Here is a 13,511-nt window from a genome sequence, read left to right on the forward strand (position 1 = left end):
TTTTTTTGAATGAAAAGAAAGCACAAACAAAATCTAAATACATAATGCAAGAGAAGGAAATAATATGAAATACGTCGAAGTTCATGTTGAAATTTGAAAGGAGGCAATCTAGTAATGGATAAAAAAGTGTACCAAATGGATTTGGCTGGACGACCTCTTATTATTGAAACAGGTCAATTAGCCAAACAAGCAAACGGAGCTGTTCTAATAAGATATGGTGATACCGCTGTCTTAGTCGCGGTTACAGCCTCAAAAGATGCTAAAGACCTAGACTTCTTCCCGTTAACCGTAAACTATGAGGAACGCCTTTATGCAGTAGGAAAGATTCCAGGAGGGTTTATTAAACGAGAAGGAAGACCAAGTGAGAAAGCGATTTTAGCATCTCGATTAATCGATAGACCAATAAGACCACTCTTCCCAGACGGATTTCGTAATGATGTTCAAATTTCTGCAACAGTCATGTCTGCCGATCCAAATTGTTCCTCAGAAATCGCGGCTATGATTGGGACATCAGTAGCCTTATCTATTTCAGATATACCTTTTATGGGACCAATTGCTGGCGTGATTGTTGGACGTGTTGATGGTCAATTTATTATTAACCCAACGGTTGAAGCGATAGCAAAAAGTGATATCCATCTAGTAGTCGCTGGTACAAAAGATGCTATCAATATGGTTGAAGCAGGAGCAAAAGAAGTACCAGAGGAAGTCATGTTAGAAGCGATCATGTTTGGTCATGAAAAAATTAAAGAAATCATTCAATTCCAATCAAATATCGTTAATGAAATTGGAAAAGAAAAGATGCAAGTGGTACTTCATCAAATTGATAAACATTTGGAGCAAGTGGTTAAAGAATATGCAAAAGACCAATTAGTACAAGCTATACAAGTCGAAGAAAAACAAGCTAGACAAGATGCAATTGACCAAGTGATGAACCAAACAATTGAATATTTTACCGAAACCTATCCAGAACAATTAGGTATGATCAGTGAAATTCTCCATTATATTGTAAAAGAAGAAGTTAGAAGACTTATTCTTTTTGAAGGAAAAAGGCCTGATGGAAGGAATTTAAGCGAAATTAGACCTATTTCATGTGAAATCGGATTATTACCACGTACTCATGGCTCAGGATTATTTACTCGTGGACAGACACAGGCTTTAAGTGTATGTACTCTTGGTGCTTTAGGAGATGTGCAAATTCTTGATGGTTTAGACCTTGAAGAATCTAAACGATTTATGCACCACTATAATTTTCCACCTTATAGTGTTGGTGAAGCCAGACCATTGCGAGGACCAGGAAGACGAGAAATTGGTCATGGGGCATTAGGGGAAAGAGCATTAGAACCAATTATTCCTCCTGAGGACGAATTCCCATATACAATCCGCTTAGTATCTGAAGTATTAGAATCAAATGGTTCTACCTCACAAGCAAGTATTTGTGCAAGCACTTTAGCATTAATGCATGCTGGTGTTCCAATTAAAGCCCCTGTAGCTGGTATTGCAATGGGATTAGTAAAAGAAGGAAATCAAGTTGCTATACTTACTGATATTCAAGGAATGGAAGACCATTTAGGAGATATGGATTTTAAAGTGGCAGGAACAAGCACTGGGGTAACTGCTTTACAAATGGATATTAAAATCAGTGGGATTGATCGTGAAATTCTAAAGAAAGCTTTGGAACAAGCAAAGATCGGAAGATTATTTATTTTAGAAAAAATGTTAGCTACTATCGATAAACCAAATGTTGAATTATCAGAATATGCACCTAAAATAACCACTTTAAAAATCAACCCTGACAAAATAAGGGATGTGATCGGTCCTAGTGGCCGTATTATCAATAAGATTATAGAAGAAACTGGGGTAAAAATCGATATTGAACAAGATGGTCGAGTCTATATTGCTTCAGTAGATCCTGTCTTAAATGAGAAAGCTAAGAAGATGATTGAAGACATTGTTCGAGAAGTTGAAGTAGGACAAACCTATTTAGGAACAGTAAAAAGAATAGAGAAGTTTGGAGCTTTTGTAGAATTGTTCCAAGGTAAAGAAGGATTGGTTCATATTTCACAGTTAGATGTAAAACGAGTTGAAAAAGTGGAAGATGTAGTTTCTGTTGGAGATCAAATTATGGTGAAAGTGACTGAAATCGATAATCAAGGTAGAATCAATCTATCTAGGAAAGCGATTTTAAAAGAACAAGAACAAAAAGATTAAAGAAGTTTGGAAGAGTCAGATTTTATTCTGTCTCTTTTTTATTTCACTGATGAAGTAAGAAGAATTTTTTGGTTTTAATTTAGGACACCACTCAATAAAATGTATTGAATAAGGGGAGTGGGGATGTCTAATGAAATGGGTTAAAATGACTGTAATTCTCTTAATAATGTTTACCCTATTTTTCAGTATTGCTAATTATAAACTAATTAACTCTTATATAAGTGTGATAAAGCAGCCAAGTAAGGAGTCAACAGAAAAATTAAGAAAAGTAATTCATAATTACGCGATCAAAAACAATATCAATCCAATTGAACCGAAAATAGATAAAATTTGGAAGTTAATCCCCGGTTATAATGGATTAGTTGTAGATGAAGAAACTACCTTAAAATTGGCTGAGAAACAAGATTTACAAGCAAACGATAAAATTCCTTATGTCTGGTTAGAAATTGAGCCGAAAAATGGGATAGATCAATTAGGGAACCACCCTATTTACCGAGGGAATCCAGAGAAGCCAATGGTATCGTTAATGATAAATGTGGCTTGGGGCACAGAATATTTAGAGTCGATGCTAGATATTTTAAATAAGGAACAAGTAAAAGCTACCTTTTTTTAGATGGTAGTTGGTTAAAGAAAAATCCAAATGTTGCAAAGAAGATAGCTGCTAATGGGCATGAAATTGGTAATCATGCTTACTCTCATCCGCAGATGAGTAGAATCAGCAATGAAAGAATCCGTGAAGAAATTTTAAAGACAGAGAAACTGATTCAACAAACATTAAATCAATCTTCTAAATACTTTGCCCCACCTTCTGGGGATTACGACCTGAGAGTAGTTAAAATAGCTCATGAATTAAAACTTCATACTGTTTTATGGACAGTTGACACGGTAGATTGGAAGAAACCCTCGCCTGAAACGATTATCAATCGGATCGTTCCAAAGGTACAAAATGGGTACTTAATCCTGATGCATCCTACAAAATCGACTGCAGAAGCTTTACCAACTTTGATAAGGGAAATAAAGAAAAAAGGGTTAATAATCAGTCCAGTTAAAGAAACTCTATCTTCAAAAAGAGTTCTTTCTGTTGAGTCATCTCCTAAATTTTGATATAGTTATATTCACAGTCTGAAGATTTTTCCTGTATAGGAGGATTTACGTGATAAAAAGATATACATTAACAAATGGTTTAAGAGTAGTCATTGAGAAGATCCCTACAGTGCGGTCAGTGGCTATGGGGATCTGGGTAAAGACTGGATCAAAAAATGAAAATCCAATGAACAATGGGATTTCTCATTTTATTGAACATATGTTGTTTAAAGGGACAGAAAATCGTACTTCTCAGCAGATTGCAGAGGTGTTTGATTCAATTGGCGGGCATGTAAATGCCTTTACTTCTAAAGAATATACTTGTTACTATGCAAAAGTCTTAGATGAACATCTAGAAGTTGGCTTAGATGTATTATCTGATATGTTTTTTCATTCTACTTTTGATCAAGAAGAATTAAATAGGGAAAGAAATGTAGTAGTAGAAGAGATAAAGATGTATGAAGACACACCAGATGATCAAATTCATGATCTCATTTCTAATGCAGCTTTCGGAAACCATCCACTTGGTTATTCAATTTTGGGAACTGAAGAGGTCTTACATACCATTACTAAAGAAATGATCCAAAAGTATATGAATGAAAGATACACTACAGAAAATACGGTTATTACCCTTGCTGGAAACACTCCTCCACACATTGTGGAACTGATTGAAGAAGCTTTTGGTACATTTAAACTCCATGGAAAAGAGGAACAAATTTCTGTTGCAACAGTTAAAGCTAGTGAAATCATTAAAGTGAAACAAACTGAACAATCTCATATCACCTTTGGTTTACCAGGATTAGCAGTAAATGACCCAGATATCTACTCTCTAATCTTATTAAATAATATTATTGGTGGAAGTATGAGCTCCAGACTATTTCAAGAGGTTAGAGAAAAACGTGGTTTAGCTTACTCTGTCTTTTCTTATCATTCCTCTTATCAGGATGGTGGATTATTTACGATCTATGCTGGCACTGCTCCAAACCAAGTAAATGAAGTGATCAATATTATTCAGGATATCCTTTTCTCTATTCAACAAAAAGGAATTGACGAGAAAGAAATCATAAAAGGAAAAGAACAACTAAAAGGTAGCCTGATGTTAAGTCTGGAAAGTACGAACAGTAGAATGAATCGTTTAGGGAAAAATGAGCTTTTATTGGGGAAACATCCTTCTTTAGATGAAATCATCGAACGAATAAATCAGGTAAATCAGCAATCTATTGAAAAAGTAATAAAACAAGTCTTTAATCACCCTATTTCATTTGCTATGATTAGTCCATACGAAGAGGTTCCTACGACACTTAGGAGGGATTTTCTTGTACCAAATTAAAATAAAAAGGTTACCTGGAAATGAAGATTTACCGACTCCGAAGAAAATGTCGGAATATGCTAGCGGTTATGATCTCTTCGCTTCAGTTAAAGAGAATCTTTTTTTGCAACCAGGAAAAAGCATCTTAATACCTACTGGATTTGCGTTAGAGATGCCAGCAGGAATTGAAGCACAGGTCAGGCCTCGAAGTGGTTTAGCATTAAAACATGGTATAACTGTTTTAAATACTCCTGGGACGATTGATGCTGATTACCGTGGAGAGATTAAGATTATTCTCATTCATTTAGGCACGGAGGAATTTGAAATTAAACGTGGAGATCGAATTGCTCAACTTGTTTTTATGAAGTTACCTACCGTTGAGTTAATAGAAGTAGAAGAAATTAACGAAACACCAAGAGGTATAGGCGGATTCGGTCATACTGGCCAATAAGGTCAAAGTTAAATTGGTAAAGGAGCGAAGAAAAATGAAAAAAGATACGACAGAGGATCTACTTAATGAAATAGAGAATCTTCGCAACCAATTACATCGTAAAGTTGGAAATCATTCAATTGAAGATCATGAGATACTGATGGATCATGACCTTTTACAAATGAGCAAACGTTTGGATGAGTTAATCCTTACTTATATGTCTTTGTCAAACAAAAAATAGCATGTAGAAAATAAGTGGAAGATTTATAAAGGGACTTCATGATGGAAGTCCTTTTTTTGTACTTTTTTTACTTATATTGCATAGTAAGAGAACAGAAATGGAAAAAAGGAGAGGATCGTAATGCGTTTTAGTGAATTAAATGGCAAAGAAATTATTGATTTAAGCAGTGGAGAGCGGATTGGAACAGTTGGACATACAGAGTTAATTATTGACCCTAATTCAGGAGAAATAGAAGCAATGGTCTTGCCAAAAACATCTTTTTTAAACATAGGCAAACAAAAAGAAGAAGTTTATATTCCTTGGAATGCAATTCGAAAAATAGGGCCGGAAATGATTATCGTAGAAAAAAAAGCCAGGGTAAAATCGTATGAATAATGCTTAAAGGTTACTAAATAAAATGATAGAATGTCACCACTTTCTGGGCTATCGAATATGATGTTTTAGAAATAAGCAACTTTGCAATTTCGCTTTTTTCGAGTAAAATGTTTGGAAAGGGGTAACTTGAAATTGCTCACGGAAATTCATATGGCTTTTGTCGGTGGTGATGCTCGTCAGTTAGAAGTTATTAAAAAATGTATTGAAATGGATGCAACAATCACATTAATTGGCTTCGATAACTTAGAAAGTAAATTTGTAGGAGTTCACCAAAAAGACTTAGAACCAGATATTTTTCTTAATGTAGATGCAGTGATCCTTCCGATTGTTGGTACAGATGAAGAAGGAAATGTTGAAAGTATTTTTAGTCAAAAAAAATTGGTTCTTACAGAGGAACATTTATCAAAACTTCCCAAAAAAGCTAAAATTTATACAGGTATGGCCAAACCTTACTTAAAAAAATATGCAACGACCTACAAATAGAATTAGTTGAATTATTGGATCGTGATGACGTAGCTATCTATAACTCAATTCCAACAGTAGAAGGCACTTTAATGATGGCCATACAAAATACTGATTTTACGATACATGGTTCTAATTCAATCGTTTTGGGCTTCGGTAGAACGGGTATTACTTTAGCAAGAATTTTACAGGCTTTAGGAGCCCACGTAAAAGTAGGTGCTAGAAGACCAGAACATATTGCTAGAATATACGAAATGGGAATGGTACCTTTCTACGTAAGCCAGTTAGAACAAGTGGTTTATGATGTTGATTTACTATTTAACACCATCCCTGAAATGGTTGTGACTGCAAAAGTAATTGCGGCCATGCCACATCATTCATTAATTATCGATTTAGCTTCAAAACCAGGTGGTACAGATTTTCGATATGCAGAAAAAAGAGGAATTAAAGCATTATTAGCCCCAGGGTTACCCGGAATCGTTGCACCTAAAACAGCTGGTCAGATTATAGCAAATGTTCTCACCAGATTAGTTTTAGAACAATTCGGCAACCAAGGGGGAAAGTAAAATGAATTTACGTGGGAAAACGATCGGTTTTGGCTTAACAGGATCTCATTGCACATTTGCAGAGGTAATGCCGGAAATAAAAAAACTGGTAGACGAAGGCGCAAATGTGATTCCAATCTTAAGCTATGCTGTTCAGACTACAGATACAAGATTTGGAGCAACATTAGATTGGCAGAAACAGTTAAAGGATATTACAGGTAACCAAATCATTATGACAATTGTTGAGGCAGAACCCGTTGGTCCAAAAGGAATATTAGATTTAATGGTCATTGCGCCAGCCACCGGAAATACGGTTAGTAAGTTAGCGAACGCCATTACTGACTCACCAGTTCTCATGGCTGCAAAAGGGCAGCTAAGAAATCTAAAACCAGTCGTTGTTGCTGTATCTACAAATGATGGCTTAGGTTTAAATGGCGTAAATATTGGACGATTATTAGCAACTAAAAATATTTTTTTAGTTCCTTTTGGGCAGGATTCTCCTACAAAAAAACCGAACTCTTTAGTAGCAAGAATGGATCTCATCAAAGATACTTGTGAAGAGGCATTAGATCATAAACAAATCCAACCTGTTTTAGTTGAAAAATTTAAATATTGATTATATTTAACTTTTAGGAGGAGAAAAAGATGAGGAAAAAAAGTAAATACAATGTGGCTGTTGTTGGGGCAACGGGAGCTGTTGGACAACAAATGATCCATTTATTGGAGAAAAGAAACTTTCCAATTGATCGTTTAAAATTACTTGCATCCAGTCGTTCCAAAGGCAAAGTTGTTCCATTTAAAGGACATGATGTCGTAATTGAAGAGGCAACTCCTGAAAGTTTTGATGATATCGACTTTGCTTTATTTAGTGCCGGTGGAAAAACAAGCAAATACTTAGCCCCGTATGTCGCGCAAAGCGGGGCTATTGTTATTGACAACAGCAATGCTTTTCGAATGGATCCCAATGTACCTTTGGTGGTTCCAGAGGTTAATCCTGAGGAAATTTTTAAACATCAAGGAATCATCGCTAATCCAAATTGTTCAACGATTCAGATGGTGATGGCATTAAAGCCGCTGTACGATCATTTTGGGATCGAACGTATTATTGTTTCCACTTACCAGGCAGTTTCAGGTGCTGGTAATCAAGCGATTCAAGAGTTAAAACAGCAATCAAAACAAGTATTAAATGGTGAAGAAGTAAGTAAAGCTATTTTACCAGTCGGTTCTTTGCCAATAAAAAAACAAATTGCTTTTAATGCGATTCCACAAATTGATGTTTTTGAAGAGAATGGCTTTACTCTTGAAGAGATGAAAATGGTAAGAGAAACGAAGAAAATTTTTGGTGATTCATCTATAAAAGTAACTGCAACTTGTGTACGCATACCTGTCGTGTATGGGCATTCTGAGTCAGTCTATGTTGAATTAAAACAATCTTATGATCTTAAACAGGTCATAGAATTATTAAAATCAGCTTCAGGTGTTGTTGTCATAGACGATCCATTACAACAAGAATATCCTTTAGCAATTGATGCAGCTGGAAAACTCGAAGTTTTTGTTGGTAGAATAAGAAGAGACCTTGACCATCCAAACGCTTTAAATATGTGGGTTGTGTCCGATAATCTATTAAAAGGTGCTGCATGGAATGCAGTACAAATTGCTGAAGAAATCATAAAAAATGCAAAATAAAAGAGGGTAAAGGAATAATGGGGATTATTGTTCAAAAGTTTGGGGGTTCATCGCTTACATCGAAAGAATTTAGGCTAAGGGCAATTTATCATATTCAAAAAGAACTTTCATTAGGACATCAGGTCGTTGTTGTGGTATCGGCTATGGGGAGAAGGGGAGATCCTTATGCGACTGATACACTAATTGATCATATTAAAGAGAATGGTAATTCTTTGCCAAATAGAGAAATGGATCTGTTATTAAATTGTGGTGAAGTGATATCTGCTACTACTTTAAGTAGTATGATGTTCCAATTAGGGGTTTCGAACACTGTTTTAACTGGAGGGCAAGCAGGCATTATTACAAATGATCATTTTTCTAACGCACAAATTAAAACAATTCGACCAAGTCGGATTTTTTATGAATTAAAGCGAAATCAGGTTGTAATCGTCACTGGGTTTCAAGGTATGACAGAATCTGGCGATATTACAACCTTGGGTCGTGGGGGGTCAGACACGACAGCCACAGCATTAGGAGTAGCTTTAAATGCTGATATGGTGGATATTTTTACCGATGTGAATGGAATTATGTCTGCAGATCCAAGAATTGTACATGATGCTGAACCACTAATTGCTGTAACTTATGATGAAATATGTAATATGGCCTATCAAGGAGCCAAGGTAATCCATCCAAGAGCAGTAGAAATTGCAATGGAAAAACAAATTCCTATCCGTGTTCGATCCACATTTACCTGTGATGAAGGAACATTGGTTACTTCCTATGAAAAGATAGTTAAAAATAAAGAACAATTTAATATCAAGGATCGTATTATCACAGGAATTGCTCATGTTCCAAATATTACACAAATAAAAGTTTTTGCTAAAGAGGGGCAATATGACTTACAACTAAAAGTTTTTAAAGCAATGGCTGATCATCAGATTAGTGTAGATTTCATCAATGTGAATCCTGTTGGTGTAGCTTTTACTGTTCATGATCAAGTGGCAGATATGGCAAACGAGATTTTAGAATCAATGGGATATATGCCACAACTTACAAGAAATTGCGCAAAAATATCAATAATCGGTGCTGGAATGGCAGGTGTTCCAGGTGTCATGGCATATATTGTTGAAGCATTAACGGAAAAGGATATTCAAATTTTGCAATCTGCTGACTCTCATACCACAATTTGGGTATTAGTTCATCAAGAGGACACAGAAAAAGCCGTGTTGGCTTTGCATCATAAATTTTTTGAAATAGGAACAGAAAAGGAGTGAGAACAAGGTGGATTTTGGCAGATTAATCACAGCTATGGTTACTCCATTTAATCAAAAATTAGAAATAGACTTAGAAAAAACAAAGAATTTGGTGAATCATTTAATCAATACAGGTACAGAGACAATTGTCGTAGCTGGCACAACAGGTGAATCACCAACATTAACAAAGAATGAAAAATTGTTACTCTTTGAAAAGGTTATTGAATTTGTAGATGGTAGAGCGAAAGTAATTGCGGGTACAGGAACGAATGATACGAAATCGTCTATCGAATTGACAAAAAAGGCAGAAGAAATCGGTGTAGACGGTGTAATGTTAGTTGCCCCATATTATAATAAACCTTCCCAAGAAGGTCTTTATCAACACTTTAAGTCTATTGCTGAAGAAACTGCATTGCCAATTATGATCTATAATATTCCTGGAAGGACTGGAATCAACATTCAGGCGAAAACAATGGTTCAATTGGCAAGTATCAGTAATATTGTTGCTGTTAAAGAGGCAAGTGGTGATTTAACACAAATGGCTGAAATCATTGCAAATGTACCTTCTGATTTCTATTTGTATAGTGGAGATGATAAATTAACATTGCCCGTATTAGCAATTGGAGGTCATGGAATTGTAAGTGTTGCAAGCCACGTAGTTGGTAAAGAAATGAAAGAAATGATTGATCATTATTTTAAAGGAAATGTTAAAGAGGCAGCATTAGAGCATTTAAGATTATTACCACTTTTTGAAGCGATTTTTATTACTTCAAACCCTGCACCAATTAAGGCATTACTTGAAGAAATAGGAATAAAAGCTGGTTCTGTTAGATTACCTTTAGTCTCTGTAACTAGAGAGCAAATACAATTTGTTACAAATATTTATAATAGAACGAAAACCATTAGCTAAAACGAATAAATTATTTTTGATTTTTAGGGATCTATGTATCCCTATTTTTTATGTTCTAAAACTTCATGAGAAAAAAAATGCTGGTCATACTATAGTAAATAGAAGAACACTTTTTTTTAAAAAAACATTACTTGTTTTTTATGTTTTCATTCATGTATAATAACTTCAAGTGACTTGAGCGGTTTTTTGTGTAACTACAACTGAATATAGGAGGTATGAAGTTGCCAAAGAACAATAAAGAAAGATTGCTTATTTTCGCTCTGGGCGGATTAGGCGAAATTGGCAAAAACATGTATGTCATACAATACGCTGATGATATCGTGGTTGTGGATGCTGGATTGAAGTTTCCAGAAGAGGAGATGCTCGGAATTGATTTGGTCATCCCCGATGTTTCTTACCTTGTTGAAAATAAAGAAAAGGTAAGAGCCATCATTCTAACCCATGGCCACGAAGATCATATTGGCGGGTTATCGTATGTTTTAAAAGAGATCAACGTACCGGTATATGGAACTAAATTAACGCTCGGGCTTGTAGAAAGTAAATTAAAAGAGGCAAATATTCTCAGTGAATCTAAGCTTATTTTAGTGAACAATGAGTCGGAAATTCAATTGGGGGCATTAAAAGTTTCATTCTTTAAAGTGAACCATAGCATACCAGATGCTGTTGGAGTAGTGATTGATACTCCTGAAGGTGTTGTGGTACATACAGGGGACTTTAAATTTGATTTGACACCTGTAAATAATCAAATGGCGGATATTCACAAAATGGCTGAAATTGGCAAAAAGGGTGTATTGGCTCTATTATCAGATAGTACTAATGCTGAACGTGAAGGACATACAGGATCAGAACGTTCAGTGGGAGAGTCCATTAGTGAAGTCTTTAGAAAAGCAAAACAAAGAATCATTGTGGCCACTTTTGCTTCTAATATTCATCGAATTCAACAAGTTGTTGACGCTTCAATCGCCTACGATAGAAAGATTACCATTGTAGGTCGGAGCATGGTGAATGTTGTGAATATCGGTATTGAGTTGGGTTATCTTCACGTCCCTGAAGGTATGATTGTGGATGTAGATGAAATTAATAAATTACCTGCTGATCGTGTTGTTATCTTATCAACGGGTAGTCAAGGTGAGCCAATGTCCGCTTTGACACGTATGGCACGTTCAACTCATCGAAAACTTGATATCATGCCTGGTGATACCGTCATCATCTCTGCAACCCCTATACCGGGAAATGAAAAATATGTCGCTCGAACTGTTGACCAATTGTTTAGAATCGGTGCCAATGTGATATATGGTGGTTCGATCTCAGGAGTACATGTTTCTGGTCATGGAAGCCAGGAAGAATTAAAATTAATGTTAAATTTTATGCGCCCAAAATTTTTTATTCCTATTCATGGTGAATATCGAATGTTACGCCTTCATTCTGATTTAGCTGAATCCATCGGAATACCAAGAGAAAATATTTTTCTGTTAGATAATGGGGATACCATAGAGATTTCTAACGGTAAGGCCCGTTATGGTTCAAAGATTCCAGTTGGGAATGTCTTAATTGATGGATTAGGTGTTGGGGATGTCGGCAATATTGTTTTAAGAGATCGTAAACTATTGTCTCAAGATGGTATATTAGTTGTTGTAGTTACACTTAGCAAACAAAATGCTACGATTTTATCGGGTCCAGACATTATTTCTAGAGGATTTGTATATGTTCGTGAATCTGAGGAACTTTTAGAAGAAGCAAATCGCCTTGTCACTGTCACTTTACAAAAATTAATGATAGAGAACGTGAATGAATGGTCTTCATTAAAAAATAGTGTAAGAGATGTATTAGGAAGGTTCTTATATGAACAAACAAGAAGAAGGCCAATGATTTTACCAATTATCATGGAAGTTTAATAAAAAAGAGCAGCCAAATTAAATGGTTGCTCTTTTCCTTTGTATGATTTTTTGTAACTGCAGTTATACTACAAACATAAGGAGGAATGGAAATGAATATGGAATTAAATCTTAATAAAACGTCAATGGAAGAATCTGAAGAAGAACAACCAAACCTGCAAGAACAGCAAAAACAAAAAACGTTAATGGATACCCTTCAGAATCTTGGCCAGACAAATGTTCCAAGTATAGAAACCAATATTTTTTCCCTAAACATCATCGGCCAAATAGAAGGTCACATTGTGCTTCCACCACAAAATAAAACAACTAAGTATGAACATATTATCCCCCAATTAATTGCAGCAGAACAAAATCCAAAAATTGAAGGCATTTTAATCACATTAAATACAGTTGGTGGTGATGTAGAAGCAGGGTTAGCGATTGCCGAAATGATTTCCTCATTATCAAAACCAACCGTAACGCTTGTTCTTGGGGGAGGCCATTCTATCGGAGTACCTATTGCAGTTAGTTCCGATTACTCGTTTATTGCAGAAACAGCCACAATGACGATCCATCCTGTACGTCTAACGGGTTTGGTGATTGGTGTTCCACAGACGTTTGAATACTTAGATAAAATGCAGGATCGAGTGGTTAGGTTCATAACACAACATTCCAAAATATCTGAAGAAAAATTTAAGGAACTAATGTTTAAAACAGGTGAGCTAACTCGTGATATTGGTACTAATGTTGTAGGAACGGATGCTGTAAAATACGGGTTGATCGATGCTGTTGGTGGACTTGGCGATGCGATTAAGGAACTAAATAGAAGGATTGCTGAGTGGAAACAAACGAAAGCAAGACAGGGCGTGGTACAATGATTTTTTATAGTACGATTCCAATTGAAACCGTTTTTGATGGATTTGATCAAATGAAACTTAACTACAAAGAGGTACAAATGGGACATATGACAATGGTTGTAGAACCAACATCGGATTATCAGGCAAAAATTGTTAGATTGATTAGTCCTGTGGCACAAGATTATTTGAATCCCAAATATCAACCTGGTCAAACTCTTTATTTTAATTTTTCTGACTCTCATTAATTGCCTGTTGTTTCCTTGTTTTCCATGTTATAATGCTTATAAAAAGCAGCCTAG

Annotated in this window: 14 protein-coding genes and 1 pseudogene; all 15 read left to right on the forward strand. The window is 35.5% G+C overall.

Going from position 1 to position 13,511, the window contains the following annotated elements; translation table 11 throughout:
• The first annotated feature begins 114 nt into the window (after positions 1–114).
• Complete coding sequence (pnp, locus tag U473_RS04870) at positions 115–2,208, forward strand: polyribonucleotide nucleotidyltransferase (RefSeq protein ID WP_068723933.1); 2,094 nt, start codon at positions 115–117, stop codon at positions 2,206–2,208.
• A gap of 130 nt (positions 2,209–2,338) precedes the next feature.
• A complete protein-coding gene (locus U473_RS14525) occupies positions 2,339–2,821 on the forward strand; it encodes a polysaccharide deacetylase family protein (RefSeq protein WP_153012001.1) in 483 nt (160 codons plus the stop codon).
• A gap of 41 nt (positions 2,822–2,862) precedes the next feature.
• On the forward strand, positions 2,863–3,312 hold the full coding sequence (locus U473_RS14530) for a polysaccharide deacetylase family protein (RefSeq protein WP_235589137.1): 450 nt from the start codon (positions 2,863–2,865) through the stop codon (positions 3,310–3,312).
• A 52-nt stretch (positions 3,313–3,364) separates the two neighbouring features.
• The gene (locus U473_RS04880; RefSeq protein ID WP_082732573.1) at positions 3,365–4,621 is read left to right on the forward strand and encodes a M16 family metallopeptidase; all 1,257 of its coding nucleotides are present in this window, start codon (positions 3,365–3,367) and stop codon (positions 4,619–4,621) included.
• Positions 4,608–5,051: a dUTP diphosphatase gene (gene dut, locus U473_RS04885; RefSeq protein WP_068723937.1), complete on the forward strand. Its 444-nt coding sequence runs from the start codon at positions 4,608–4,610 to the stop codon at positions 5,049–5,051. Before U473_RS04880 ends, dut begins: the two co-directional genes overlap by 14 nt.
• Before the next feature lie 34 nt (positions 5,052–5,085).
• Complete coding sequence (locus U473_RS04890; RefSeq protein WP_068723940.1) at positions 5,086–5,271, forward strand: aspartyl-phosphate phosphatase Spo0E family protein; 186 nt, start codon at positions 5,086–5,088, stop codon at positions 5,269–5,271.
• Positions 5,272–5,391: 120 nt separating this feature from the next.
• On the forward strand, positions 5,392–5,646 hold the full coding sequence (locus U473_RS04895) for a YlmC/YmxH family sporulation protein (protein ID WP_068723942.1): 255 nt from the start codon (positions 5,392–5,394) through the stop codon (positions 5,644–5,646).
• 132 nt (positions 5,647–5,778) lie between these two features.
• A pseudogene (dpsA, locus tag U473_RS04900) lies at positions 5,779–6,674 on the forward strand (dipicolinate synthase subunit DpsA).
• Position 6,675: 1 nt separating this feature from the next.
• Positions 6,676–7,269 carry a dipicolinate synthase subunit B gene (locus U473_RS04905; RefSeq protein ID WP_068723944.1) on the forward strand — a complete coding sequence of 198 codons (594 nt, stop codon included), beginning with the start codon at positions 6,676–6,678 and terminating at the stop codon, positions 7,267–7,269.
• Positions 7,270–7,298: 29 nt separating this feature from the next.
• Positions 7,299–8,339: an aspartate-semialdehyde dehydrogenase gene (locus tag U473_RS04910; protein ID WP_068723946.1), complete on the forward strand. Its 1,041-nt coding sequence runs from the start codon at positions 7,299–7,301 to the stop codon at positions 8,337–8,339.
• A 17-nt stretch (positions 8,340–8,356) separates the two neighbouring features.
• Positions 8,357–9,592, forward strand: a complete 1,236-nt coding sequence (gene dapG / locus U473_RS04915) for an aspartate kinase (RefSeq protein ID WP_068723949.1) — start codon at positions 8,357–8,359, stop codon at positions 9,590–9,592.
• A gap of 7 nt (positions 9,593–9,599) precedes the next feature.
• A complete protein-coding gene (gene dapA, locus U473_RS04920) occupies positions 9,600–10,481 on the forward strand; it encodes a 4-hydroxy-tetrahydrodipicolinate synthase (protein ID WP_082732382.1) in 882 nt (293 codons plus the stop codon).
• A 215-nt stretch (positions 10,482–10,696) separates the two neighbouring features.
• Positions 10,697–12,376, forward strand: a complete 1,680-nt coding sequence (rnjA, locus tag U473_RS04925) for a ribonuclease J1 (RefSeq protein ID WP_235589066.1) — start codon at positions 10,697–10,699, stop codon at positions 12,374–12,376.
• Between the two features lie 98 nt (positions 12,377–12,474).
• Positions 12,475–13,233, forward strand: coding sequence for a ClpP family protease (locus U473_RS04930; protein WP_068727473.1), 759 nt, complete (start codon positions 12,475–12,477; stop codon positions 13,231–13,233).
• Positions 13,194–13,457, forward strand: coding sequence for a YlzJ-like family protein (locus U473_RS04935; protein ID WP_235589067.1), 264 nt, complete (start codon positions 13,194–13,196; stop codon positions 13,455–13,457). The genes U473_RS04930 and U473_RS04935 overlap by 40 nt, the downstream gene beginning before the upstream one ends.
• The last annotated feature ends 54 nt before the right edge of the window (positions 13,458–13,511 follow it).

The organism is Tepidibacillus decaturensis, from assembly GCF_001561915.1.
Taxonomy (GTDB): Bacteria; Bacillota; Bacilli; order Tepidibacillales; family Tepidibacillaceae; genus Tepidibacillus_B; species Tepidibacillus_B infernus.

Coding starts and splice junctions, on each gene's coding strand:
- rnjA (WP_235589066.1), top strand. CDS start 10,697: ATGAAGTTGCCAAAGAACAATAAAGAAAGATTGCTTATTTTCGCTCTG.
- pnp (WP_068723933.1), top strand. CDS start 115: ATGGATAAAAAAGTGTACCAAATGGATTTGGCTGGACGACCTCTTATT.
- U473_RS04890 (WP_068723940.1), top strand. CDS start 5,086: ATGAAAAAAGATACGACAGAGGATCTACTTAATGAAATAGAGAATCTT.
- U473_RS04905 (WP_068723944.1), top strand. CDS start 6,676: ATGAATTTACGTGGGAAAACGATCGGTTTTGGCTTAACAGGATCTCAT.
- U473_RS04895 (WP_068723942.1), top strand. CDS start 5,392: ATGCGTTTTAGTGAATTAAATGGCAAAGAAATTATTGATTTAAGCAGT.
- U473_RS14525 (WP_153012001.1), top strand. CDS start 2,339: ATGAAATGGGTTAAAATGACTGTAATTCTCTTAATAATGTTTACCCTA.
- dapG (WP_068723949.1), top strand. CDS start 8,357: ATGGGGATTATTGTTCAAAAGTTTGGGGGTTCATCGCTTACATCGAAA.
- U473_RS04930 (WP_068727473.1), top strand. CDS start 12,475: ATGGAATTAAATCTTAATAAAACGTCAATGGAAGAATCTGAAGAAGAA.
- U473_RS04910 (WP_068723946.1), top strand. CDS start 7,299: ATGAGGAAAAAAAGTAAATACAATGTGGCTGTTGTTGGGGCAACGGGA.